The following is a 22,262-nucleotide window of genomic DNA, read 5'->3' as shown; positions in this document are numbered from 1 at the left end:
AAATGAACAGGATCATAACGGGACAAAGTAACAGCGGCTTCTCCAAGGCAGGACTAATTAGATTGCACGATGTACTGGCACGGCATGTTGACTCCGGGAAGATTCCAGGGATTGTCGCTCTCGTCAGCCGGAATGGTGAGACACACGTCGAAGCACTCGGTACGATGCGCCATGACGGTGGAGCACCGATGAACCGGGACACGATATTCCGGATGGCATCCACTTCCAAGCCGGTTGCAGTCGCACCGGTGATGATCCTGCTTGACGAGTGCAGGCTGCGGCTGGATGATCCGGTAGATGCCTGGCTGCCTGAACTCGCCAACCGACAGGTACTGAAACGAGTCGACGGCCCGCTGGACGATACGGTGCCGGCGAGACGGCCGATCACGGTAAGGGATCTGTTGACCTCCACATTCGGGCTCGGCATGGATATTACGCTGCTGGGCACACCGATTCTGAGTGCGATCTTCGAGCAGGGGCTTACGCCCGATCTGCCGACGCCGATGCCCGAACCGGATGAGTGGATGCGCCGTCTCGGCGCACTTCCGTTGATGTATCAGCCAGGAGAGCGCTGGCAGTACCACATCAGCAACGATCTGCTCGGCGTGCTCGTCGCCAGGGTCACGGGGCAATCGTTTGAGTCATTCCTGCGCGAACGCATTTTTGATCCGCTTGGCATGAAAGATACCGGCTTCCACGTGCCTGCCGATAAAATCGATCGGATGCCGCCCCTCTACGCGCCCAATCCGCAAACTGGCAAGTTCAATGTGTGGGACGAAGCCAAAGGCGGACGCTACAGCCAGAATCCAGCGTTCCAGGGTGGCGGAGGCGGATTGACCTCAACCGTCGACGATTTTCACGCCTACTTCCGGATGCTGCTGAATCAAGGGAAACACGGGACCGAACGGATTCTATCCCGGCCTGCCGTCCAGTTGATGACCACCAACCGGCTCACACCTGAGCAACAAGCCGTCCGTAACGCCATGGCGACCAACAATGTCCATTTGTCATTCGGGCAAGGGCAGCATGGCGGCTGGGGGTTTGGGATGGCGGTACGCACTTATCGTGGCGACTACGCGCCCATCGGCCAATTTGGCTGGGACGGCGGAAGCGGTACCTCGACTTACGCTGATCCAGTCAACCAACTCACCGGAATCCTGCTCACTCAGGTGGGCATGTCAACTCCGGATTCAGCGAGGGTTATCCATGATTTCTGGACCACGGTATATCAGGCCATTGAGGATTGATAGTTTAAATTCATTGAACAATATGAGGTGTGAAGTATAATGAAACTTTATGATTTAAGTGTTCCTATCAGTCCCCAAATTCGTGAACCACTTCCAGCTAAAATTGAATACTCCACCCATGAAGAGGGAGCAATCCAAGCAGCTGCGGCGCTCGGGCTCTCACCTGAGAATTTTCCAGAAAAGAAGGCATGGGCTACAGAGACAGTAACATTAAATACGCATTCGGGGACGCATGTGGACGCGCCATGGCATTACTGGCCTACATCGGAAGGTAAACCCTCCAGAACAATTGACGAGCTTCCGTTGGAGTGGTTTTACTCAGATGGCGTGCTGCTTGATTTCAGCAGTAAGCCGCCGGGTTATGAAATCACGAAAGATGATCTCATCACAGAGTTGAAGCGGATTAACTATACTTTAAAACCATTCGATATTGTACTCATTCGCAGTGATGCAGATAAACGATTGTACCACGAGCATTATGCGTTCCTGCATGCTGGTGTTTCAGCTGAAGCGACACTTTGGCTGCTCGAATGCGGAATTAAGGTTGTTGGGACGGATGGCTGGGGCTGGGATATTCCATTGAACCTGCAAGCCGAGGATTACCGAAATCAACCAAGAGACGGTGTCCTGTGGGCAGCCCACTATTTAGGTAAGGATCGGGAGTATTGCCAGATCGAAAAACTTGCAAACCTGGATCAACTGCCGAAGCCTTATGGTTTCAAAGTGTCCTGCTTTCCAGTGAAGATCGAGCGAGCAAGTGCCGGATGGGCAAGGCCAGTTGCAATTTTTGAATAAAATACCATGCCGCGTGTAAAGCACCGTGCGTTCTAGTTAGGCCCTCAGCTACTGCTGTGGGTCTATTATTTTTTGAAAGATAGGCAAGAAATTCAGGAAATTCCACTAGTCGCCACCTGCAAGTGATGGATGCGTCCTTTGCTGCTAGAAAATAGAATGTATTATTTAGTAGTTTTTGGAGGTGGCTTATGTCGCATAAAGATAAAGAAAAAAATAAATGCCGCCCCTGTCCTCCAGGGCCAGCAGGACCTCGAGGGCCTCGTGGAATTCCGGGACCTCGTGGACCACAAGGCCCCCCTGGACCGGCGTTTGCTCCCGGTTGTAATGCGCAATCTTTAGGTCCGTGTTCATTGGCCGAGGGTTCTTCCACGAAATCGATCGGGTTCGCTTCCCATGCCGAGGGATCCAAAACAGTTGCCTATGGCTTAGCCTCACACACGGAGGGTACGCAAACCAAAACAACGGTCGATGGGATAAATGCGCATGCGGAAGGTGAAGGGAATACAGCGAGTGGAAGAGCTTCCCATGTAGAAGGTGGAGGTGTGGATTCGATCGGCAGACCTTTCCCTAATCTGGCAAGCGGAAATTCTTCCCATGCAGAAGGTCTTGGCAATATAGCAAGTGGCTTGGCTGCACACGTGGAAGGGATAGTTGCCATAGCAAGCGGGGATGGTGCCCATGCCGAAGGTGCGGAGTCAACAGCAAGTGGTTTCGCTGGACATGCCGAAGGACAAATCGCTAGAGCCATTGGTGATGCGTCCCATGCAGAAGGTTTTAATACAACGGCAAGCGGACAAGCTTCACATTCCGAAGGGCGGTTAACAACGTCAAGTGGGCGGTCATCGCATGCCGAAGGTTTTACAACAACAGCAAGTGGAATTGCCTCACATGCGGAAGGTCAAGGTACAACGGCTGGCGGAGTGGCTTCTCATGCAGAAGGAGAAGGAGCTACGGCAAGCGGAGAAGCATCGCATGCGGAAGGAAGTTCTACGATAGCAAGCGGTGTTGCGTCACATGCGGAAGGGAATGGGACGCAAGCCAGTGGACCTGTCTCCCATGCCGAAGGTGCCGGTACGATAGCAAGTGGACTAAATTCTCATGCAGAGGGGATACTAACAACGTCCAGTGGTACGGCCTCTCATTCGGAAGGAATACAGACAAGCACTAATGGACATATAGGTGCCCATATTATGGGAACAACCGGTAAAGCAGACAGTGATTTCTCCTGGTTTTTAGCCAATGGATTTAATGATGATGGAACCGGAAACAATTTGGCGGCCAAAATTATTGGTTCAGGCTTAAATAATGGGAAAGGTTTTGCGGATGTCGGTTGGTTTGGAGGCGGTGCTGACTTCGCTGAGATGTTTGAAACCATGGATGGTCAGCCAATCGATGTCGGATACATGGTGACCTTGGATGGAGAAGGCGATCGAATACGAAAAGCGAAATCAAATGATCATTATTTGTTAGGCATAACGAGTGCAAATCCTTCTTTCTTGGCAAATAGCGGTGAATTGAGATGGAAGGACAAATTTATGACGGATGAATGGGGCAGGATTCTACTGCAAAATGTTCTCGTTCCTGCAGTGGTCGATAACAAAGGTAAAGTTATCATTCCCGAACGAATAGAAAGCCGGCCGCGGATTAATCCCCGATATAATGCTGCGCAAAGCTACAAAGCAAGGTCGCAGAGGCTGGAATGGGTTGCCGTAGGCCTATTAGGACAAATTCTTGTTCGAGACGACGGGACATGCCTTCCCAAGGGGTATTGCAAACCTAATGATGAAGGGATTGCTACCTCTTCATCCGCAGGATATCGAGTTATGAAGCGCACGGGACCAAATCAAATATTAGTAATGGTTCAACCAGTTCAATTGGGATGAAACGTAAAGTATTGCCTTTCAGATTCGGATCTAAAGATTCCTAAGCTGTGGACAAGGTGCTGCAGCTTTTTTGTACTTCCTAGGCGAGGAGATTCGTGTGGAAAGTAAAGCTGATGAACAGGTGATGAGATACTAATTTTCACACGTGCTTCATATGTATGAATTAGGACAAGAATAGGGATCGATTAGCAAAAAAAAGTTGATTTTTATTCCAATTAGCTTTATAACTGTATTTAGAACAATTATTATTTAAAATTAATTATTGTAGGGGTGATATCATGGATTTGACTTCCGGCAGCGAAGGCAAATGCCCGTTTCCGCACGGCAGCGCAACTAGTCACAAATCAAGCGGTACGACGAATAGAAATTGGTGGCCCAATCAGCTCAATTTGTACATACTTCATCAACATGATCAGAAATCAAACCCGATGGGTGCGGATTTTAATTACGCAGAAGAGTTTGCAAAGTTAGATTTCCAAGCGGTTAAGCAGGATCTTAAGAATCTAATGACAGACAGTCAAGATTGGTGGCCTGCTGACTATGGACATTATGGTCCATTTTTCATACGTATGGCTTGGCATGCTGCAGGTACTTACCGTACGGGTGATGGTCGCGGCGGTGCCGGAACCGGAAACCAGCGTTTTGCTCCTCTGAATAGCTGGCCAGACAATGGAAACCTCGATAAAGCCCGTCGATTGCTTTGGCCGATTAAGCAAAAGTATGGCAATAAGATCTCGTGGGCGGATTTATTCGTTTTAACAGGTAATGTCGCAATTGAATCTATGGGGGGCAAAACCTTTGGTTTCGGTGGCGGACGAGTAGACGTTTGGCATCCTGAAGAAGATATTTACTGGGGTGTTGAGACAGAATGGCTGGGGGACAAACGTTACACGGGCGATCGTGAGCTTGAGAATCCGCTTGCCGCTGTTCAGATGGGTCTGATCTATGTGAATCCTGAGGGACCGAACGGCAAACCGGATCCAGTTGCAAGTGCACGCGACATTCGTGAAACGTTCAAACGCATGGGAATGAATGATGAAGAAACCGTTGCACTCGTAGCGGGCGGTCATACATTCGGGAAGGCGCACGGTGCAGGAGATGCTGCCAAAGTGGGGGCAGAACCGGAAGGGGCTCCAGTTGAAGCTCTGGGCTTAGGTTGGATCAATACGCACGGCTCTGGTAGAGGTCGTGACACCATTACCAGCGGTATTGAAGGTGCTTGGACTGCGAATCCGACGCAGTGGGATAATGGCTTCTTCGATATGCTCTTTGGATATGAATGGCAGCTTACGAAAAGCCCGGCAGGCGCTTATCAGTGGGCTCCGATAAATCCTGATCAAGAGCACCTCGCACCGGATGCGGAAGATTCATCGATTCGCGTTCCGACGATCATGACGACAGCGGATTTAGCATTGCGCGAAGATCCGGCATATGAGAAGATTTCTCGCCGTTACCATGAGAATCCGGAAGAATTTGCAGATGCTTTTGCTCGCGCGTGGTTCAAACTCACTCACAGAGACATGGGTCCTCGTGTAAGATACCTAGGTCCGGAAGTTCCTGAAGAAGTACTGCTTTGGCAGGATCCTGTAGATGCAGTCAACATCGAATTAACGGATGCGGAAGTTCAAGATCTTAAAACAAAGATCCTAAACTCCGGTCTTACAATCAGCGAACTGGTAACAACGGCGTGGGCTTCGGCAAGCACTTTCCGGGGTACGGATATGCGCGGCGGTGCGAATGGCTCCCGTATTCGACTTGCTCCTCAGAAGGATTGGGAAGTAAATCAGCCTACACAACTTAGTAAAGTGCTTGCTATTTTGGAAACGATCCAGGTTGAACTTGAGAAGAAAGTAAGTTTGGCTGACTTGATTGTATTAGGTGGTAGCGCTGCCGTTGAAAAAGCTGCACGTGATGCAGGTTATGATGTAACGGTTCCTTTCACACCTGGCCGCGGCGATGCCACTCAAGAACAAACGGATGTAGAAAGCTTCGCCGTACTAGAGCCGGCGGCCGATGGTTTCCGCAACTATCAGAAGAAGAATTACAGTGTAAATGCTGCTGAACTCCTAATAGACAAGGCACATCTGCTTAACCTTACTGCGCCAGAAATGACTGCGCTTGTAGGCGGTATGCGTGTTCTTGGTACAAACTTCGATGGGACAAAACATGGCGTATTCACCGAGCAGGTAGGCAAACTGACGAACGACTTCTTCGTTAATTTGCTTGACATGAGAGTACAATGGAAGCCTGTTAGTGGAGGCATTTATGAAGGATCTGATCGTCAGACAGGTAAAGTCGTGCGTACGGCGACGATCGTAGATCTTGTATTCGGATCAAACTCTATTCTACGTGCCATTGCTGAAGTTTACGCTCAAGATGATAACAAAGAGAAGTTCGTACGTGAATTTATTGCAGCTTGGGTAAAAGTAATGAATGCAGATCGTTATGAGCTAGCTAATACTCAGTAATGAGTTAAAAGACTCAACCAAGTTTTCTACTAACTTGGTTGGGTCTTTTTCTATTTTAATTTACCGAGGAGCCGGGCTTCATATTTGCATTGACAACGGAACGGTCTGTTCGTATGATCCAAGTAGATTGTAAAAAAATGTGAATAGTGGGGAGTGGATCCGGATGTTGAACAGTTGTGCGGCTATTATCCAACAATACATGGAGAATTTGGACAAATATTCGATAGAGCAGTTGCGATATAAAAGTGAGGAAAACGTGTGGTCAATCGGGCAAATGTATATCCATGTAATTGAAGTGGCAAAAGAATATATCGGACATATTGAAACGTGCACGAAGGCAACAAGGGAAGAGCCTGAAGATAAGACAGGGGATGGATTGAAAGCGTTTGCGGAAAAAGAGTGGCCAAACATCCGTGTGAAACTTGACCAACCGCCGAATGAGACAAGAAATCCCGACACTAAAGATGAAATCGTAGCCGGACTAGAGCAAGTGCTAGTGATGTTGGCCAACTGGACAAGCCGCGTAGAGGAAGCGAATCCAGCATGCAAAGTTCGCCACGGCTGGTTTGGCTGGCTGAACGCACGTGATTGGTTTGAGATGGTTGGGATGCACAGCAGGCATCATCTGCGCCAAAAAGAAATACTGGACGAGAAACTGGCGGAGGCAGGGATAAGATAGCCCGAAATAATAATTTTTTTTCATTTGATGTAGAAATTGTGTGATCTGGCTCGTCATTATGGTGAAGACGGTAAGAAGCTATTCCAAGATGAACGTTGAGAGGAGCAGTAACTATGAATTACACACTGATCATGTATGAAACAACAGAGGATTTCGCCAAACGTACCGACCCGATACACAAGGAGGCTTATACAGCAAGCTGGGCTCATTATGTCACAGCTTTACGTGAATCCGGCATTGTTGTAAGCAGCGCAGGTCTCCAATCCCCTGAGACGGGGACTACACTAAGCCGTAACGGCGGCGAATTGCTTGTTCAGGATGGCCCGATCACGGAAACGAAGGAGCAAATCGGCGGTCTGATCATCATAGACGTGCCGGATATGGACCATGCATTGGAATGGGCGGCGCGTTGTCCCGGCAGCTCAGTTGAGGTTCGTCCCAACCTCAAACCGATTACAAAATGAGCGATAGGCAAGCTCATCAAATAATTGAACAGACGGCCAGAGAATCCTACGGCCGTCTGGTTGCATTCCTTGCTGTCCGTTGGCGTGACCTGGCGGCAGCGGAGGATGCACTTGCGGACGCATTTCTGTCCGCGTTGGTGAAATGGCCGGCGAGCGGAGTGCCGGACAAGCCTGAAGCATGGCTGCTTACGGCTGCGAGACGTCGGTTGATCGATGGCAGCCGACATGCCCGCGTGCAAGCCGGCGCCGAGCATGCTTTGCTATCCCTAGCAGAAGATGCTCGGCAGCGAGTCGAAAACGAGATGCCTTTCCCTGACGAACGTCTGAAGATGCTGTTTATTTGCGCGCATCCCGAAATCGATCCTGCTGTGCGCACGCCGCTTATGCTCCAGTTTGTGCTTGGCCTTGACGCGGCCCGCATTGCATCTGCTTTCATCGTTAAACCGGCAACGATGGGTCAGCGGCTCACTCGTGCTAAAGCAAAAATAAAGAGCGATGAGATCAAATTCGATTTGCCGGGTGAGGATGAATGGCCGGAGCGCCTTGGAGCCGTACTTGAAGCTGTCTATGCAGCTTATGGAAGCGGTTGGGAGGATATAGCCGGCGTTGATCCTCGTAGGAAGGGGCTTGCCGAAGAAGCGATATTTCTGGGAAGGCTGATTGTACGATTCATGCCAGGGGAACCCGAAGCACTGGGATTACTGGCTTTCATGCTGCACTGCGAAGCGCGCCGTTATGCGCGCCGCGATGAGGCAGGCGGTTATGTGCCTATATCCGATCAGGATCATTCTCGCTGGTCGTTCGGAATGATCGAGGAGGCTGAACATTGCCTCCGCACTGCCGCCAATGGTAGCCGCATCGGGCGATTCCAGCTTGAGGCGGCAATTCAATCCGTGCATGCTCAGCGAGCTTGGACGAACCGCACGGAATGGGGAGAGATTGCGCTGCTGTACGAGGGGCTGGTTAGCATTGCTCCAACGATTGGCGCAATCGTAGGTCGCGCAGCAGCGGTTGCTGAAGCGTTCGGCGCAGAAGCGGGAAAAGCGCTGTTGGATGCTATACCGGCAGAAGCGGTTAAGAGTTATCAGCCTTATTGGGCGCTGCGCGCTCATTTGTTCAAAAGGATGAAGAGATACGAGGAAGCCCGTGCCTTTTACGGCCGTGCTATCGGGCTGTGCATGGATCCATCCATTCGAGCATTTCTGGAGAAGCAATCCAATGAATGTTAATTGATTTTACGGTGGAAATGAAAGCAGGGAGTAGATTGCCGCAATGGCAGCTGCTCCCTGTTGTTTTTAATTTAACTGGCTTTTACGATACTGAATGGGCGTAAAGCCTGTAATCTTTTTAAAAATCCGACAAAAGTAAGGAAAATTAGGTATGCCAACCATTGAACCAATTTGTTCAATAGATTTTGATTCCGTTTTCAACAACCAACAAGCCTGTCGCACTCTACGTGCTATGACGTATTCAGTGATGCTTCCCCCTGTTTCGGTCCGAAATAACCGCGATACATGATTCTTGGAGAGATGGAGTTCCTTTGCTAATTCAATTAAGTCAAAAGGCTCTGTAAAATGCTCTTCGACCCAATTCATTATTTTTTCAGCATGGCTTTCCTGACGTGCGACGCCCCCAAATCCTCCAATGTGCAAGGAGCTAAGATAGTCTAAAATGTTGAGAATCAACATCGACGCTGTCTCGTGGTCTTCATCTTTTTCGTTCCACCCCGTAACCAGGTCGTTGAATCTTTCCAGAATGCCTATCATATAAGTCGAATCCCGATCCTCACGAAATACCTGATTGGTCATTTGTTCTTTCCACACCTGATCAAAAAAACGAGACAGTACAGTAAAGTTTTTGAGATGAGGGGCAACGATTGAGGGTTCAAAGGTTAGGACGGTTCGTACATATGGATTTTGAGGAGTGGCATCAAATTGAATGCGATGCAGCTGGAAGGGTTGTAATATCACGACACAGCCGGACTCTAAATTGTAAATCTTTCGGTTAAGGGTCAAGGTTCCCTTTCCTTGATGGACAAACAAAACCTCAATCCCTTTATGATAATGGTAAGTAATAGGGGGATATTCATAGGACACGGCCCTATATTTAAGTCTTACCCCCCGGTTGTTAAGTACATGAAATACTTGTGCACGTTCATCCACATGTTTTGTGTTTTTCAATGATGATCACCATCCAACCCGCTTTTCAAAATTATCATTTGAGTGCTATTTTGTGACGGAAGAAGATAACTATTTTAGCCAAAAAATAAGCTATGATAGGAATGTCGAGACCATCTAATTATACGTTGTAGCCATTATGGGTGGCAATGAGGCTTGCAAAGATTATGACTCAATAACCTACGGAGGTGGACATAGAATGACTTTCCCTTTATCGACTCTAAAGGAGGACGAATACAACGAGTTACTGGATGGAATTAAAGATATTTTGAAGGAATGCTATCAAGTGACAGAATACGAGGCGATGTTAGTCATTCATGAGGGTAATGAAAAAGCGCAAGAGTTGTTAAAAGATTATTTGCCTTACATAGATTCCATTCATAAAACGATTTGTGGCATTAGGGACACACTGGAAAATCATATGAATCTAGTATTCCAGGAACAAGAATTGCCAAATAAAATGATTTATGAAGCAGCTGCCTGGCACGCGTTTGAATCTGTGAGATGTTACTATAAAAGCACGGTAACTACCGTGTAACGGCGATTTCGACTACATATGAGGAAGGCGAAAATCAGATGGCAAGAAAAACAACCTATGTATATATGTCTATGTATTACTCACTTGTCTTTATGGCGCTAGGCGCTTTCAGTAATTATATTCCTATTTATTACAACGACATCAATCTTGATCATTTTCAGATTGGTTTGCTCTCGACAGCGGGAGCGATTACCGCAATGATCGCTCAACCGCGATGGGGATTGGCCGCCGACAGAGCGGCATCGAAAAACCGTCTGCTGCTTATATCGCTGCTGCTCACCTCAATTCTCGTCTGGACGTTACCGGCGGCAGGCAGCCAATTCTGGGTGTTATTTGCGTGCACAGTTGTGTTCGGGGCCGTCCAATGCGTGATTAACCCGCTGGGTGACACAATTACACTGGAGATTTCCCGCAAGTCGGGATTTAACTTTTCGCGTATTCGCACAGCGGGATCCGTCGGTTATGCTTTGATGGCGGTTATTGCCGGCTGGCTGCTGGACCGTAATCTGCATTATATGTTCCCGTTGTTCTCCGGGCTCGTATTCGTCGCCTTCCTGCTGGCTTGGGGCATCCCTAAGGTGGAAGGCCATCAGCACAAGGCGAAGGTCCAACTGAAACAGCTGTTCACCAGCAGGAAGCTTGTTCTGATTTACTTATACACACTTGTGGTCAATTGTACGTTGGGCTTTTTTACGACATTTCAAGCCGTTTATAGTAAAGAACAGGGAATGAGCACAGCGCTGATTGGCATTGGGGTCAGTATCGGTTCGATCAGCCAGTTTCCATTCATGCTGTTTTTTCAACCGCTTTATCGGAGGTTTGGGATTTTTAAAATATTGCTCTGCTCCGGAATTATTCTCGCCGTACGATGGTTGTTGTTCAGCGGTACACTAAGCCCTGCCGTCTATTTGGCGACGTGGGTGCTGCATGGCGGGACGTTCATGCTCTTTTACTTATGTCTGGCTGAGTATGTGAGTACACATGTGCCCAAAGAGTTGAAAGCAAGCGGACAAATGATGAATTCATTAACGATGAACGCCATAAGCCGTACATTAGGCTCGCTGTTAGGCGGACTGTACGCCGGTTGGTTCGGTATCCGCTCAGGATTTATGGTCAGTTCTATCATTTGTATCGCAGCAGTGGCTTTATTTTGGTATTATTATCGGCCAAATGATGGGGAGAAACTGGAAATGGAAGTGTCTGCCTGAGATACAAGACTGGCGTACCGGCATTTTATTTAAATAATGAGCTGTGATACGATGAGATGGTATAGATTATAAATTCTTTCAGAAAAGAGAGTCTAAGCAATGATTACAATAAACCGATCAAAAGTAGAAGATGAGCTTCAAGCCTTCATTGGTCATGATGTTTATATTCACAGTGAAGCAACGTCCTTTGTATTTGTACGCAATTTCAAGGTCAAGGTTACCCATGCGTTTATAGCGGGGGAAGGTCCATTTCGTGCCGCTCTCCGATTTGACGGGCATGGCTGGCTCCGAATGGAAGCGCTCACGCATTATGAGAAGGATGCAAATGGTCGTCTTTTATTGGCCGGTTATGATGACAGAGGTCGGATGAATGTTGCGCTGCATGTAGGAAAGGAGCCGTTTCCAGAATGAATATGACACAACATACATCATCGAAAAAGCTGTTAGCGGTGTTTGCACATCCCGACGATGAGTCGTTTATTTGTGGTGGTACGCTTGCCAAATACGCCAGTGAACAGGTCGACATTACTCTTGTGAGCGCAACGCGCGGAGAAATGGGACGACGTATGGGCAATCCGCCTTACCTCAATCGTGAAACGATGGCAGATGCTCGTGAAATGGAACTGAGGAATGCCTGCGATAGCTTGGGAATCCGGAAGTTGCAATTTTTGGATATCCGTGATAAAACCGTTGAGTTTGTCGATGAGAATAGCTTGACAACTCGCATTGCGGCTATTATCCAAGAAATTGACCCTGATGTCGTGCTTACTTTTCACGAAAAACTGGGTGGTCATCCCGATCATTGTGCTATAGGGAAAGCGACGACAGCTGCTTTTCAACAATTAGATCGACGAGGAGCCCTGTATTTTATTACGTTTGGCGATGCGATGGAGCGTCCTGAGCGATATGGGTATTCCCGTAAAGATGTCGTCAAAATCGATGTGCATGCTCACTTGGACGCCAAGCTTGCCGCGTTTCGTGACCATCGGTGCCAGACTGAAATAGACGAATGGGTATGGCTGCCCGACCAAGATGCAAAAGCCAGATTCGGTAACTATGAATACTTTTTGAAAGCAGATAGGGCGTCTACCACATTGAATTATGATGATTTATTTATTCCTACACTTGGATAAAACATTAAGTTATGGCAAGTATATACGGAGAAATTAGCAAAAGCTCGAATGTTTTTCTGAAACCCAAGTGTACAAAAACAATTTGGAGGTATCTGTCATGCGTTTGGAAGGTAAAGTTGCGGTCGTTACCGGTGCTGCATCGGGCATGGGCAAAGCCATTGCTGTGTTATTTGCGCAAGAGGGCGCTAAGGTCGTCATATCAGACTTGAATTTGGAAGGCTCGAATGCGGTTGCCGAAAGCATTAAAGCCACTGGTGGCGAGGCCATCGCTGTCAAAACGAATGTTGCCAACTTGGATGATATCAATATGATGATAGATACAGCTGTGAATGAATACGGAACGCTAGATATTTTAGTTAATAATGCCGGCATTATGGATAACATGGCACCTGTCGGCGACGTAACCGATGAAAAATGGGATCAAATTTTCGAAATTAATACGAAGGGCGTTATGCGCGCGATCAGAAAAGCTCTTCCCATTTTCCTCGAAAAAGGAAAAGGTGTCATCATAAATACAGCTTCAACAGGCGGATTTAGTGGTGCACATGCAGGCGTTGCTTATACGGCATCTAAGCATGCTGTTATCGGGATCACGAAAAATACCGGTTTTATGTATGCTCAAAAAGGGATTCGTTGCAACGCGATTGCGCCAGGGGCGACGATTACGAATATCGCATCAACCATGACTAACGTGAACGAGTTCGGTGCTTCTCGAACCAAGGTTACCCAAGGTGTGATTCCGCGTGCCGGTCAACCGGAAGAAATTGCGCAAGTAGCTCTATTCCTGGCATCCGACGAATCAAGTTTTGTTAATGGCGCAGTGATCGCTGCGGACGCAGGTTGGACGGCCGGCTTCTGAGGAAGCATCCTAGAAATCTTATATGTAAATAATCTTTGGATCCGGGTATTGCTTATGTGCAATATCCGGATTATTTGTTTTTTAATCGATTTCCAGCGAATTCAATAAATTAATAAGATAATTAAATAAATTAATTTTTAAACTGAAAAAAATAATAATTATTGATTTACATTTTAAAAATAGAGGATTATAATGTAGGAAAAGAAAGGGGCGGAGTATGAAATATCCCATCATCACACAGTGTCCTGTATGCGACCATCATTTGCACGCTGTCAAGCTGGAATGCGGACATTGTCGAACAACGATTGAGAACACATTTGAATTATCCAATCTGGCTCTGCTCTCGCCCGAACAACTCCATTTTGTGATCACCTTTCTAGTGAACAGGGGCAACATCAAGGAAGTGGAGAAAGAGCTCGGAATATCATACCCGACGGTGCGCGGTAAGCTGAATGATATCATTTCGGCCCTCGGATACGATACGCGGAAGAAGCCAGAAGTCGATGAGAAGAAGGTCATTTCCATGCTGGAGAACGGCGAAATCACTGCAGATGAAGCGGTCAAAATGCTGAAGGATGAATAAGGAGGTATCACGATGAAAGAAGAAATCAGCAAAGTATTGTCCATGATGCAGGAGGGTAAAATTGATTCCGTCAAGGCTTCTGAGTTAATTGACGCACTTAAGGAGAAACAAACAGCTCCTGCTTCGCATGCCGTACAGATGCTGGGGAAACCTAACTTCTCGAAGAAACCGTCTTCAGCATCCGGTGGTTATTTAGATAAAACATTAAAAATACGGGTCACTTCCCACGAAAATGATAATGTGAACATTAATTTGCCGATTAAACTTGTGAAAGCTGTACTCGCAGCTGGACACAGCATCGCATCCAATATTCCGCAGGCTGCGAAATATGTGAAGGATATCGATATTGACCTTCTCATCGATGCCATAGAGAACGAGCTTGACGGACAAATCATTGACATCCGCTCCGGTGTATCGGACACAGTCACCGTCGTGATTGAGTGACAGTCATGATGATTGTGAAGGTTAAGAGTAAGGAGCACGCCTTTACGATTCCTGTCCCTTATACCGTACTGCACATGGGGAGCGGTATTCTGACTTCCAATTTCATTCACCGCATATTGAAGGATTGGTTGAACAAATTCGACGGAAAGTCGGATGGGCATTTGAACCGGAAGCATGATTTCGATTCGGACAGCAGTCAATTCGGGATCGAGCTGGTACTGTCGATTCTCCAAAGCCGAAGCACGAAGCAAGCGATCAGGCAACTCATCAAGGAGTTGCAGCGTTACAAAGGGACGGTTCTGGTCGATGTCAAAGCTCAGGACGGCACGGAAGTGTTGATTAAACTGTAAGCGAGGTTTTTAATCTCAATGAATGCCGCATAGGATGCGGCATTTTTTTTATGTTTTCATTTTCATGTCGATATGGATTCGCAGGCAAGATATGCTAAAATAATGACATATCGGTTTAATCTCTTTGAAGAACGATATTATTAAGGCAATTGGAGGAAAATACATGCAGCTTATCGACAAAGCAATAGTCCAGCAGTTTATCGATATCCTTATTGATCAGGATTTATATATCCATCTCGAGATGACAACGGGGGCTTATGCTGCGCATCTGGATTCTACGAAACATCCGGCTGCGACCTTTATTTCGAATGCCGTTATTCGTTATTCTCACGGCTCTATTTCGGGTAATGGCCCTTATCGCGTCGGCTTGAAAACGGAGCAAGGTTGGGTATATTCCGAGGGGCTAACTCATTATGAAGAGACGGATTCCGAAAGGCTTATCCTTGCGGGGCATGATACGGCGGGTAAACTTGTCGTGGCGCTGCAATTGAGCCGGGAACCGTTCTAAGGTAAAGGAGGATCAACATATATGGAACGACACATTCTAGTTGTGCTTCCACATCCGGACGATGAGGCATTCAGCGCGTCAGGAACGCTTGCCATGCATCTCAGCCAAGGATCAGAAGTCACTTACGCTTGTTTAACTTTAGGTGAAATGGGCCGTAACATGGGCATACCGCCATTCGCCAATCGGGTCACATTGCCTGTCATTCGCAAACAGGAACTTGAAGCTTCGTGCCGCGCTATCGGCATTCGAGATCTTAGGTTGCTCGGCTTTCACGATAAAATGATCGAATTCGAGGATAAAGCCAAATTGGATGGAAGCATCGAAGAACTTATCAAAGAGCTTAATCCTTCGTTAGTCCTTACTTTCCATCCCACACTAAGTGTTCATCCCGATCACGAAGCATGTGGAGCGGCGGTAATCCGAACCATTGGCAGAATGCCTGCCGACCGAAGGCCGACTGTGCATTGCATGGCATTCGCCAAAAATCATGAACAAGAAATCGGCAAACCCGATATCGTTAATGATGTTAAAAGTTTCTTGAAACAGAAGATGGCATCTATTCAGTCCCATAAGTCTCAATTCCAAGCCGCTGAATTATTGGGCAGCAAGAAATTATCGGATCCGGAAATTCAGGTGCGTTTCGGGACGGAACGGTTTTGGACGTATCGATTCTCATGAAACATTGTTGAATGAAGCGATGAAGGCAGCCGGCACAAGTCGGCTGTCTTTATTTTTTTACAGGTGAACAGTTAAATTTGCAATTAATAATTTTCCCCGCGATAATAGCGCTTCAGCTTTTCTTCCAAATGAACGAGCTGCGCTTCTTTCTCCGCAATATCTTGCAACAACTTTTCCTTTTGACCTTCAATTAGTTGGATTCGCTCCGGCAAGGTTGAGGTTCCTTCGTTTACTTTATCATAATACGTTTTGATGTCCTCCACACTCATCCCGGTTTCACGAAGGCATTTGATAAAAATTAGCCAGTTCAGATCATTATCCGTATAGAGACGGTTATTCTGCTCGTTGCGGGCAGCAGGCTCCAACAGTCCCTTTCTTTCGTAAAATCGGATCGCTCCAATATTGATCCCGACTTTCTTCGCCACTTCTCCAATTGTTAACATACGAACCCTCTTTTTATGAAAAATTAATTGTTGACCTACACTAAGTGTAGCATAGTAACTTTTAAATTGTTAATGAAAATTCAAATGAAGAAAGAAGGATTCGCATGAAAAAGATCGCTTTAGTGACCGGAGCAAATAAAGGAATCGGAATTGAAATCGTTAAGCAGTTAGGAGAAGCAGGTTGGAAAGTCATCCTTGGAGCACGAAGTGTCGAACGCGGTGAAGCTGCCGTTTCCGAGTTAACTGCCAAGGGGTTAGACATAGAATTTATACAAATTGACATGGGTGATTTGAAAACCATCGAACAGGCAGCTGAAACGATCAGCAAGCGTTATCCGGACTTGAAGCTTCTAATTAATAACGCTGGTATGCCTGGCGCTTTCTCACGCTCCTTTATGGATACCAAGGAGGAAGATTTGCGGAATGCGTTCGAAGTTAACTTTTTCGGGACCTTCCGTTTGAACCAACGATTGTTCCCTTTAATCAAAGATAACGAAGGTACAATCGTCAATGTTTCGACCGATATGGCTTCGCTGGACCATATGCAAAATGCTGAGTTTACTTTAAATGCATTCGATTATAACTCATCGAAAACGGCCAACAATGCCATGACACTTTCAATGGCCTATGAAGTCAGAAACAGCAAAGCGCAAGTATTCGCGGTAACGCCTGGGTTCACATCAACAGATCTTAACGGCAATGCTGCAGGTGGTAAATCGAAAGAAGCCGCCGCAGCGATTATTGTGGGTTATGCGACGGATGGCAAACGTCATAACGCCGAATTCTTGGATGAGAAGGGCGTTTACGCCTGGTAACTCTCAGCTATCGAAAGCAAAAAAACTCTTGACGCCTATACATGGCGGACAAGAGTTTTTTTGCGTACATAAATCACAAGCCGGCATCACCCGGCTATGCTTGAAACCTTATCCAATGACCGTAAGTCCCTTTTGAAAAGAGGTCAACACCTCGACGCCGCTGTCCGTGACGAGCACATCATCTTCGATCCGGACACCGCCGACGCCGGGAACGTAAATGCCCGGCTCAATCGTGAAGACCATGCCGCTGCGCAGCAGCTCTTGGTTTTGGCCGTGCACGGATGGATATTCATGCACATCCATGCCAAGACCATGCCCGAGCCGGTGCATGAAATACGCTCCGTAACCAGCGTTTGTGATGTGCTCGCGCGCCGCGTGGTCCAGGCTGGCGAGCGTAGCGCCAGGGCGAGTTGCTTCAATGGCCAGCAAGTTCGCCTGCAGCACAGTCTGATAAATTTTCGCTTGTTCTTCCGAAATATCGCCTACAGCGAACGTTCGCGTAATATCGGATGCATATCCGTCTGCATAAACGCCGAGGTCGAACAAGAGCAGCTCTCCTTCGCGGACGGCCCGTGAGCCCGGAACGCCGTGCGGCATCGCTGATTTCTCGCCAGCAAGTACCATCGTCGCGAAGGAAGGTCCGCTAGCACCGAGCTTCTTCATCTGGTACTCCAGCTCCGCCACAAGTTCAATCTCCGTAACGCCTGGTTTCACTTGAGCGATACCGGCTTGGAGCACATCTTCGATGATCCGAACCGCATGCTTCATGCGAATAACTTCATCCGGAGTCTTAATGACGCGCATCTCCCGCAGCGGCTCGTCGATATCCGCATAAACGGCTGCACCTACCGCTCGGCTTATTGCTTCAAATCGGCTAACCGTCATATAGTCTTTCTCCAGCCCCAGCGTCCGGATGCCTGATGGCAGAAGCTTACGGAGAATTTCGTAGGGATTATCGGTATCCGTATGAGTATGGATTGCCTTTACTGTCGATGCGGCTTGTGCTGCTTCAAGGTCCAAAGCGGGTACGATTAGCAGCGGTTCAGCTCCGCGCGGAATTAACAACCCGAGAAAACGTTCATGTGGGTCGCTCGCAAACCCGGTCAAATAGTACACATGTTTCGGCATCGTAATCAGCATAGCATCAATCTCTCGCTGATCCATATAGGCAATTAGTTGTTCAATACGAGTATTCATGAGATAAATCAACCGTCCTTTCGGCGTTTACTGACACTGGGTAAATTAATACATAATGAACTTATTATAATGTCAATAAGCGTCGGGTGACAAGGTCGTCACGCATTCAGAGCTCGCAATCGTTTGATATCTTGAATGGGTGAAAGACCGAACATTCTCGTATATTCTCGGCTGAATTGAGAAGGGCTCTCGTAACCTACCCGGAACGCGGCTTCAGCGGCCTCAGTAGGTTCGGTTAATAAAAGACTTCGAGCTGCTTGCAAACGCAGGTGTTTTTGAAATTGAATAGGGCTCATAGCGGTTACATCTTTAAAATGCCGATACAATGACGGAACGCTCATATTGGCTATTTCCGCAAGATCATCAATACGCAATGGTTTTTCGAAATTTTGTTTAATATGTTCGATGGCATCGATGATTCGGTATGCACCGCCTCCATCTTTGACAATCTGCTCCAATGCCATCCCGTGTTTCCCTTGCATAATACGAAACAGAATTTCTTTTGTAATAAGAGGTGCAAGTAGAGGGATTTCTTCTGGGTGATCCAACAATTGCATCAATCGTTTAACTGCATCCATTAATGGTTCTTCCATTTTGCCGACAAATAAGCCTCGCTTTGCATGTTCTTGTGAATGTGTCGGGATTTTGGACTCCTGGATAACCTCGAGTATTTGTTCTGGGGTAAATTTCAGCTTGAGGGCGAGATACGGAGCCTCGGGGGAAGCTTCGACAACTTGGCTGATAACAGGCAAATCCACAGAGGCGGCAATATATTCAGCTGACTCGTAGCGATAAAGCTCCGACGCAAGCATGACTTCCTTCTGGCCTTGAAAAACAAAACAGATTGAACGATCATGTACCCCGTGCGTGGGAACTGTCATTTTATTCTGGCGAAAGAGAAACAAAGATGGAATTGAAGTGGGGTGCGAGCCATTACTTTGGCGTGAATGACGTTCTATTAAATTAGCTATATGTTCACGTAGTTCGAGTTGTCGATCCATCATGTTATCCTCCTTAACATACCCGATAGTTGTTCCAATCATAATATACAGTCACTAGCAACGGCAATGGATGTGATAGGAATAGGCAATCAATTGATATAAATGTTATACCGATGGGTCCAATATCCGTTGCATAATGTAGAAGCTGAAGCCAAGGCTTTCATGCTAAAACAACAAACGGAGGAGATATCCTTATGACAACTACACAAACTCCTATTGGCTCTGGTTTTGGAGCTACATCTACAGCAGCCGAGGTCATCCAAGAGATCGATTTAACTGATAAAACGATTGTGGTTACTGGCGGCTATTCCGGCATCGGGTTAGAAACCGTTCGTGCATTCCACTCCGCAGGGGCTAAAGTCATCGTGCCCGCTCGTGATATAAATAAGGCTAAGGCTGCTCTCGCTGAAATGCCGGATGTGCTTATAGAGTTCATGGATTTGCTTCAACCAGCGTCCATCGATGCTTTTGCAGATCGTTTTCTTAGACAATTTGACAAGCTGCACATTCTTGTCAACAATGCCGGCGTCATGGCTGCGCCGCTAGTTCGTGACGAGCGGGGATATGAATCGCAGTTCGCAGCTAACCATCTTGGACATTTTCAGCTGACCGTACGTCTCTGGCCGGCACTGATTCGTGCGGAAGGTGCGCGTGTTGTAGCCCTATCTTCATATGGCTATATAAGAGGTGAAGTCAACTTTGAAGATCCTCATTTCGAACACCGGGAATACCATCCTTGGACTGCTTATGGTCAGGCGAAAAGTGCAAACGCCTTGTTCGCTGTCGCACTAGACTCGATAGGGCAAAGTCAAGGCGTACGAGCTTTCTCGGTCCATCCTGGTGGCATTGCAACGGATCTGCAGAGACATTTGTCACAGACGGAATTAGATGCTGTTAAGCTTTTTGATGAAAACGGTAAGCCAATTATCGATCCTGAAGGTGCAGATAGGAAAACTCCACAGCAGGGTGCGGCAACAAGCGTATGGTGTGCGACTAGTCCTCAATTGGACGGCATGGGAGGCGTTTATTGTGTAAATTGCGAGATTGCTCCATTGTTACCGAACGATGAGTCTATGGAAAGATTTGGCGTACGACCTCGCGCGATCGATCCAGTTGCCGCTGGCCGACTATGGCAGCTTAGTGAGCAGCTCACTGGCACAAAAATCATGCCTGTATAAGCTAGCTTTCAGATGATATGGATAGGAAGATAGAAAAAATGAACCAGTCTGTTGTTTTTGAAAATAAATCTAATGTGAAAAAAACTCATCGCCCTTTAGTATTAGCCACTCTAGTTATATCCATGTTCATGGCCGCCATTGAGATGACGATTATTTCAACGGCCATGCCTAGTATTGTTGGAGAAATGGGCGGATTCACTCTCTATAGCTGGGTATTTTCTGCCTTTTCGTTAATGCAGGCAGTAACAACACCGATATATGGGAAACTATCCGACTTGTTCGGCCGCAAGCCTATTTTTATTACCGGTATTGTTATTTTTCTGGTAGGCTCCATATTGTGCGGGCTTTTGAAAACGATGATGATGCTCGTTATTTTCAGATTAATTCAAGGACTTGGCGCCGGCGCCGTCCAACCTATTGCAATGACCATCGTGGGCGATATGTTCACCGTTGAAGAACGCGCAAAAATTCAAGGATACTTCTCAAGCGTATTTGGGATATCATCGGTTATCGGGCCAATTGTTGGTGGGTTGATCGTGCAATATTCCCATTGGTCCTGGATATTTTGGATGAATGTACCTCTTGGTATATTATCCATTATCGGCGTCGTTTTCTTTTTTCATGAAGGTATCGATAAGCAAAAACACACCATTGATTACACCGGCTCCATTCTATTTGTCATCACCATATCCTCGCTAATGATTGCCTTGATTCAAGGCGGCGTAGCATGGAGCTGGATATCGCCCCAAATGTTCTGTTTGTTGTTGGTGTTTATTTTGGGAATCTGGATGTTCTTAAAACAGGAGCGACGTGCTTCAGAACCGATGATGCCGTTGCAACTCTGGAAAAATCGTTATATCGCAGTTGGAAACACCGCAACGTTTACATCTGGTGCCATTGTTATTGGCCTGACGAGTTTTATACCCGCGTATATCCAAGGTGTTACGGGAGGCTCAGCGTTCATAGCTGGTTTTACGCTAACCGTAATGACAGTAGGATGGCCTATCGCGGCCTGGGCGGCAGGGCATTTGATTTTGAAAATCGGCATCCGCCCTACGGCCGTCATTGGTGGTATTTTCATCTTCATCGGGTCGCTATTTTTCATCACTTTGGATCCTTCAAGAGGCGCCTTATGGGCGGGGGCTGGATCGTTTATGGTTGGAATCGGCATGGGATTCTCCAACTCGGCGTTTATGATTTCGATTCAAAATAGTGTACAACGGCAGATGCGAGGCGTAGCCACTGCTTCGAATATGTTCATGCGACTATTAGGTAATTCAGTTGGCGCGGCATTGCTAGGCGGAATATTGAATTTTAGATTTAAAAGATTTATATTAAGCGCTGACAATCCGTTGGGAAATACCGTTTCAATAGATTCCATTAACCAAGTATTAGACTCTTCAAAAACGCATCAAATCTCGGCAAGGGAACTGCATCTCATTCAACAAGGTTTGACAATTGCACTTCACAGTGTCTATTGGGGGATCTTAGTACTCGCTGTAATTACGATGGTTGGCACATTATTTTTACCTAAAACTCGAAATACGGCATGATGAAATTCTAGCTATCATTTTTTTAGATGTACAAGATCTCAAATCTGTATTATGAATGATT

At 47.0% G+C, this 22,262-nt stretch carries 24 protein-coding genes; 20 read left to right on the top strand and 4 right to left on the bottom strand.

The genetic code is table 11. From position 1 onward, the window contains the following. The first annotated feature begins 2 nt into the window (after window positions 1–2). From ACKTT9_RS21115 to ACKTT9_RS21085, 7 genes are all read left to right on the top strand, one after another. On the top strand, window positions 3–1,247 hold the full coding sequence (locus ACKTT9_RS21115; protein WP_407867477.1) for a serine hydrolase domain-containing protein: 1,245 nt from the start codon (window positions 3–5) through the stop codon (window positions 1,245–1,247). Between the two features lie 39 nt (window positions 1,248–1,286). After that, window positions 1,287–2,042, top strand: coding sequence for a cyclase family protein (locus tag ACKTT9_RS21110; protein WP_407867476.1), 756 nt, complete (start codon window positions 1,287–1,289; stop codon window positions 2,040–2,042). Between the two features lie 188 nt (window positions 2,043–2,230). Next, on the top strand, window positions 2,231–3,925 hold the full coding sequence (locus ACKTT9_RS21105) for a peptidase G2 autoproteolytic cleavage domain-containing protein (protein ID WP_407867475.1): 1,695 nt from the start codon (window positions 2,231–2,233) through the stop codon (window positions 3,923–3,925). Window positions 3,926–4,203: 278 nt separating this feature from the next. Then, window positions 4,204–6,393, top strand: coding sequence for a catalase/peroxidase HPI (gene katG, locus ACKTT9_RS21100; protein ID WP_407867474.1), 2,190 nt, complete (start codon window positions 4,204–4,206; stop codon window positions 6,391–6,393). 163 nt (window positions 6,394–6,556) lie between these two features. Continuing rightward, window positions 6,557–7,072 (top strand): DinB family protein, encoded by a 516-nt coding sequence (locus ACKTT9_RS21095; protein WP_407867473.1) that lies wholly within the window; start codon window positions 6,557–6,559, stop codon window positions 7,070–7,072. Between the two features lie 113 nt (window positions 7,073–7,185). After that, the gene (locus ACKTT9_RS21090) at window positions 7,186–7,536 is read left to right on the top strand and encodes a YciI family protein (RefSeq protein WP_407867472.1); all 351 of its coding nucleotides are present in this window, start codon (window positions 7,186–7,188) and stop codon (window positions 7,534–7,536) included. Then, window positions 7,533–8,765, top strand: coding sequence for an RNA polymerase sigma factor (locus ACKTT9_RS21085; protein WP_407867471.1), 1,233 nt, complete (start codon window positions 7,533–7,535; stop codon window positions 8,763–8,765). The genes ACKTT9_RS21090 and ACKTT9_RS21085 overlap by 4 nt, the downstream gene beginning before the upstream one ends. 66 nt (window positions 8,766–8,831) lie before the next feature. Here ACKTT9_RS21085 and ACKTT9_RS21080 read toward each other — a convergent pair whose 3' ends face one another. Further along, window positions 8,832–9,716, bottom strand: a complete 885-nt coding sequence (locus ACKTT9_RS21080) for an AraC family transcriptional regulator (RefSeq protein WP_407867470.1) — start codon at window positions 9,714–9,716, stop codon at window positions 8,832–8,834. A gap of 196 nt (window positions 9,717–9,912) precedes the next feature. Here ACKTT9_RS21080 and ACKTT9_RS21075 point away from each other — a divergent pair, with 196 nt between their 5' ends. The 10 genes from ACKTT9_RS21075 to bshB2 all read left to right on the top strand — a co-directional run bounded on the left by ACKTT9_RS21075 (window position 9,913) and on the right by bshB2 (window position 16,014). After that, a complete protein-coding gene (locus ACKTT9_RS21075; RefSeq protein ID WP_407867469.1) occupies window positions 9,913–10,251 on the top strand; it encodes a hypothetical protein in 339 nt (112 codons plus the stop codon). 38 nt (window positions 10,252–10,289) lie between these two features. Beyond that, on the top strand, window positions 10,290–11,459 hold the full coding sequence (locus tag ACKTT9_RS21070) for an MFS transporter (protein ID WP_407867468.1): 1,170 nt from the start codon (window positions 10,290–10,292) through the stop codon (window positions 11,457–11,459). Window positions 11,460–11,558: 99 nt separating this feature from the next. Next, complete coding sequence (locus tag ACKTT9_RS21065) at window positions 11,559–11,870, top strand: DUF1806 family protein (protein WP_407867467.1); 312 nt, start codon at window positions 11,559–11,561, stop codon at window positions 11,868–11,870. Beyond that, window positions 11,867–12,592 carry a PIG-L family deacetylase gene (locus ACKTT9_RS21060; RefSeq protein WP_407867466.1) on the top strand — a complete coding sequence of 242 codons (726 nt, stop codon included), beginning with the start codon at window positions 11,867–11,869 and terminating at the stop codon, window positions 12,590–12,592. Before ACKTT9_RS21065 ends, ACKTT9_RS21060 begins: the two co-directional genes overlap by 4 nt. Before the next feature lie 97 nt (window positions 12,593–12,689). Then, window positions 12,690–13,451 (top strand): SDR family oxidoreductase, encoded by a 762-nt coding sequence (locus ACKTT9_RS21055; protein WP_407867465.1) that lies wholly within the window; start codon window positions 12,690–12,692, stop codon window positions 13,449–13,451. 217 nt (window positions 13,452–13,668) lie between these two features. Continuing rightward, complete coding sequence (locus tag ACKTT9_RS21050) at window positions 13,669–14,034, top strand: DUF2089 domain-containing protein (protein WP_127450574.1); 366 nt, start codon at window positions 13,669–13,671, stop codon at window positions 14,032–14,034. Window positions 14,035–14,046: 12 nt separating this feature from the next. Further along, on the top strand, window positions 14,047–14,478 hold the full coding sequence (locus ACKTT9_RS21045) for a hypothetical protein (protein WP_407867464.1): 432 nt from the start codon (window positions 14,047–14,049) through the stop codon (window positions 14,476–14,478). A gap of 5 nt (window positions 14,479–14,483) precedes the next feature. Further along, complete coding sequence (locus ACKTT9_RS21040) at window positions 14,484–14,828, top strand: hypothetical protein (RefSeq protein WP_407867463.1); 345 nt, start codon at window positions 14,484–14,486, stop codon at window positions 14,826–14,828. A gap of 163 nt (window positions 14,829–14,991) precedes the next feature. Then, window positions 14,992–15,336, top strand: coding sequence for a YojF family protein (locus ACKTT9_RS21035; RefSeq protein ID WP_407867462.1), 345 nt, complete (start codon window positions 14,992–14,994; stop codon window positions 15,334–15,336). A gap of 21 nt (window positions 15,337–15,357) precedes the next feature. After that, the gene (gene bshB2 / locus ACKTT9_RS21030; RefSeq protein ID WP_407867461.1) at window positions 15,358–16,014 is read left to right on the top strand and encodes a bacillithiol biosynthesis deacetylase BshB2; all 657 of its coding nucleotides are present in this window, start codon (window positions 15,358–15,360) and stop codon (window positions 16,012–16,014) included. Window positions 16,015–16,097: 83 nt separating this feature from the next. Here bshB2 and ACKTT9_RS21025 read toward each other — a convergent pair whose 3' ends face one another. Next, window positions 16,098–16,457 (bottom strand): MerR family transcriptional regulator, encoded by a 360-nt coding sequence (locus ACKTT9_RS21025; protein ID WP_157320622.1) that lies wholly within the window; start codon window positions 16,455–16,457, stop codon window positions 16,098–16,100. A 104-nt stretch (window positions 16,458–16,561) separates the two neighbouring features. Here ACKTT9_RS21025 and ACKTT9_RS21020 point away from each other — a divergent pair, with 104 nt between their 5' ends. Continuing rightward, window positions 16,562–17,272 (top strand): SDR family NAD(P)-dependent oxidoreductase, encoded by a 711-nt coding sequence (locus tag ACKTT9_RS21020; RefSeq protein ID WP_407867460.1) that lies wholly within the window; start codon window positions 16,562–16,564, stop codon window positions 17,270–17,272. 108 nt (window positions 17,273–17,380) lie between these two features. On the opposite strand, the gene ACKTT9_RS21015 is transcribed toward ACKTT9_RS21020, so the two are convergent. Together ACKTT9_RS21015 and ACKTT9_RS21010 are read right to left on the bottom strand one after the other, a co-directional pair. Continuing rightward, window positions 17,381–18,469 (bottom strand): M24 family metallopeptidase, encoded by a 1,089-nt coding sequence (locus ACKTT9_RS21015; protein WP_407867459.1) that lies wholly within the window; start codon window positions 18,467–18,469, stop codon window positions 17,381–17,383. Between the two features lie 98 nt (window positions 18,470–18,567). Continuing rightward, entirely contained in the window at window positions 18,568–19,473 is a 906-nt protein-coding gene (locus ACKTT9_RS21010; protein WP_407867458.1) for an AraC family transcriptional regulator N-terminal domain-containing protein, read from the bottom strand. A 191-nt stretch (window positions 19,474–19,664) separates the two neighbouring features. On the opposite strand from ACKTT9_RS21010, the gene ACKTT9_RS21005 reads away from it, so the two are divergent. Both ACKTT9_RS21005 and ACKTT9_RS21000 read left to right on the top strand, forming a co-directional pair. Beyond that, a complete protein-coding gene (locus tag ACKTT9_RS21005) occupies window positions 19,665–20,648 on the top strand; it encodes an oxidoreductase (RefSeq protein ID WP_407867457.1) in 984 nt (327 codons plus the stop codon). A 38-nt stretch (window positions 20,649–20,686) separates the two neighbouring features. Further along, window positions 20,687–22,201, top strand: coding sequence for an MDR family MFS transporter (locus ACKTT9_RS21000; protein WP_407867456.1), 1,515 nt, complete (start codon window positions 20,687–20,689; stop codon window positions 22,199–22,201). Window positions 22,202–22,262 lie beyond the last annotated feature (61 nt).

This window comes from Paenibacillus sp. P36, assembly GCF_045866505.1.
Taxonomy (GTDB): Bacteria; Bacillota; Bacilli; order Paenibacillales; family NBRC-103111; genus Paenibacillus_E; species Paenibacillus_E chondroitinus.
This window is presented reverse-complemented; position numbering and strand designations above follow the sequence as displayed.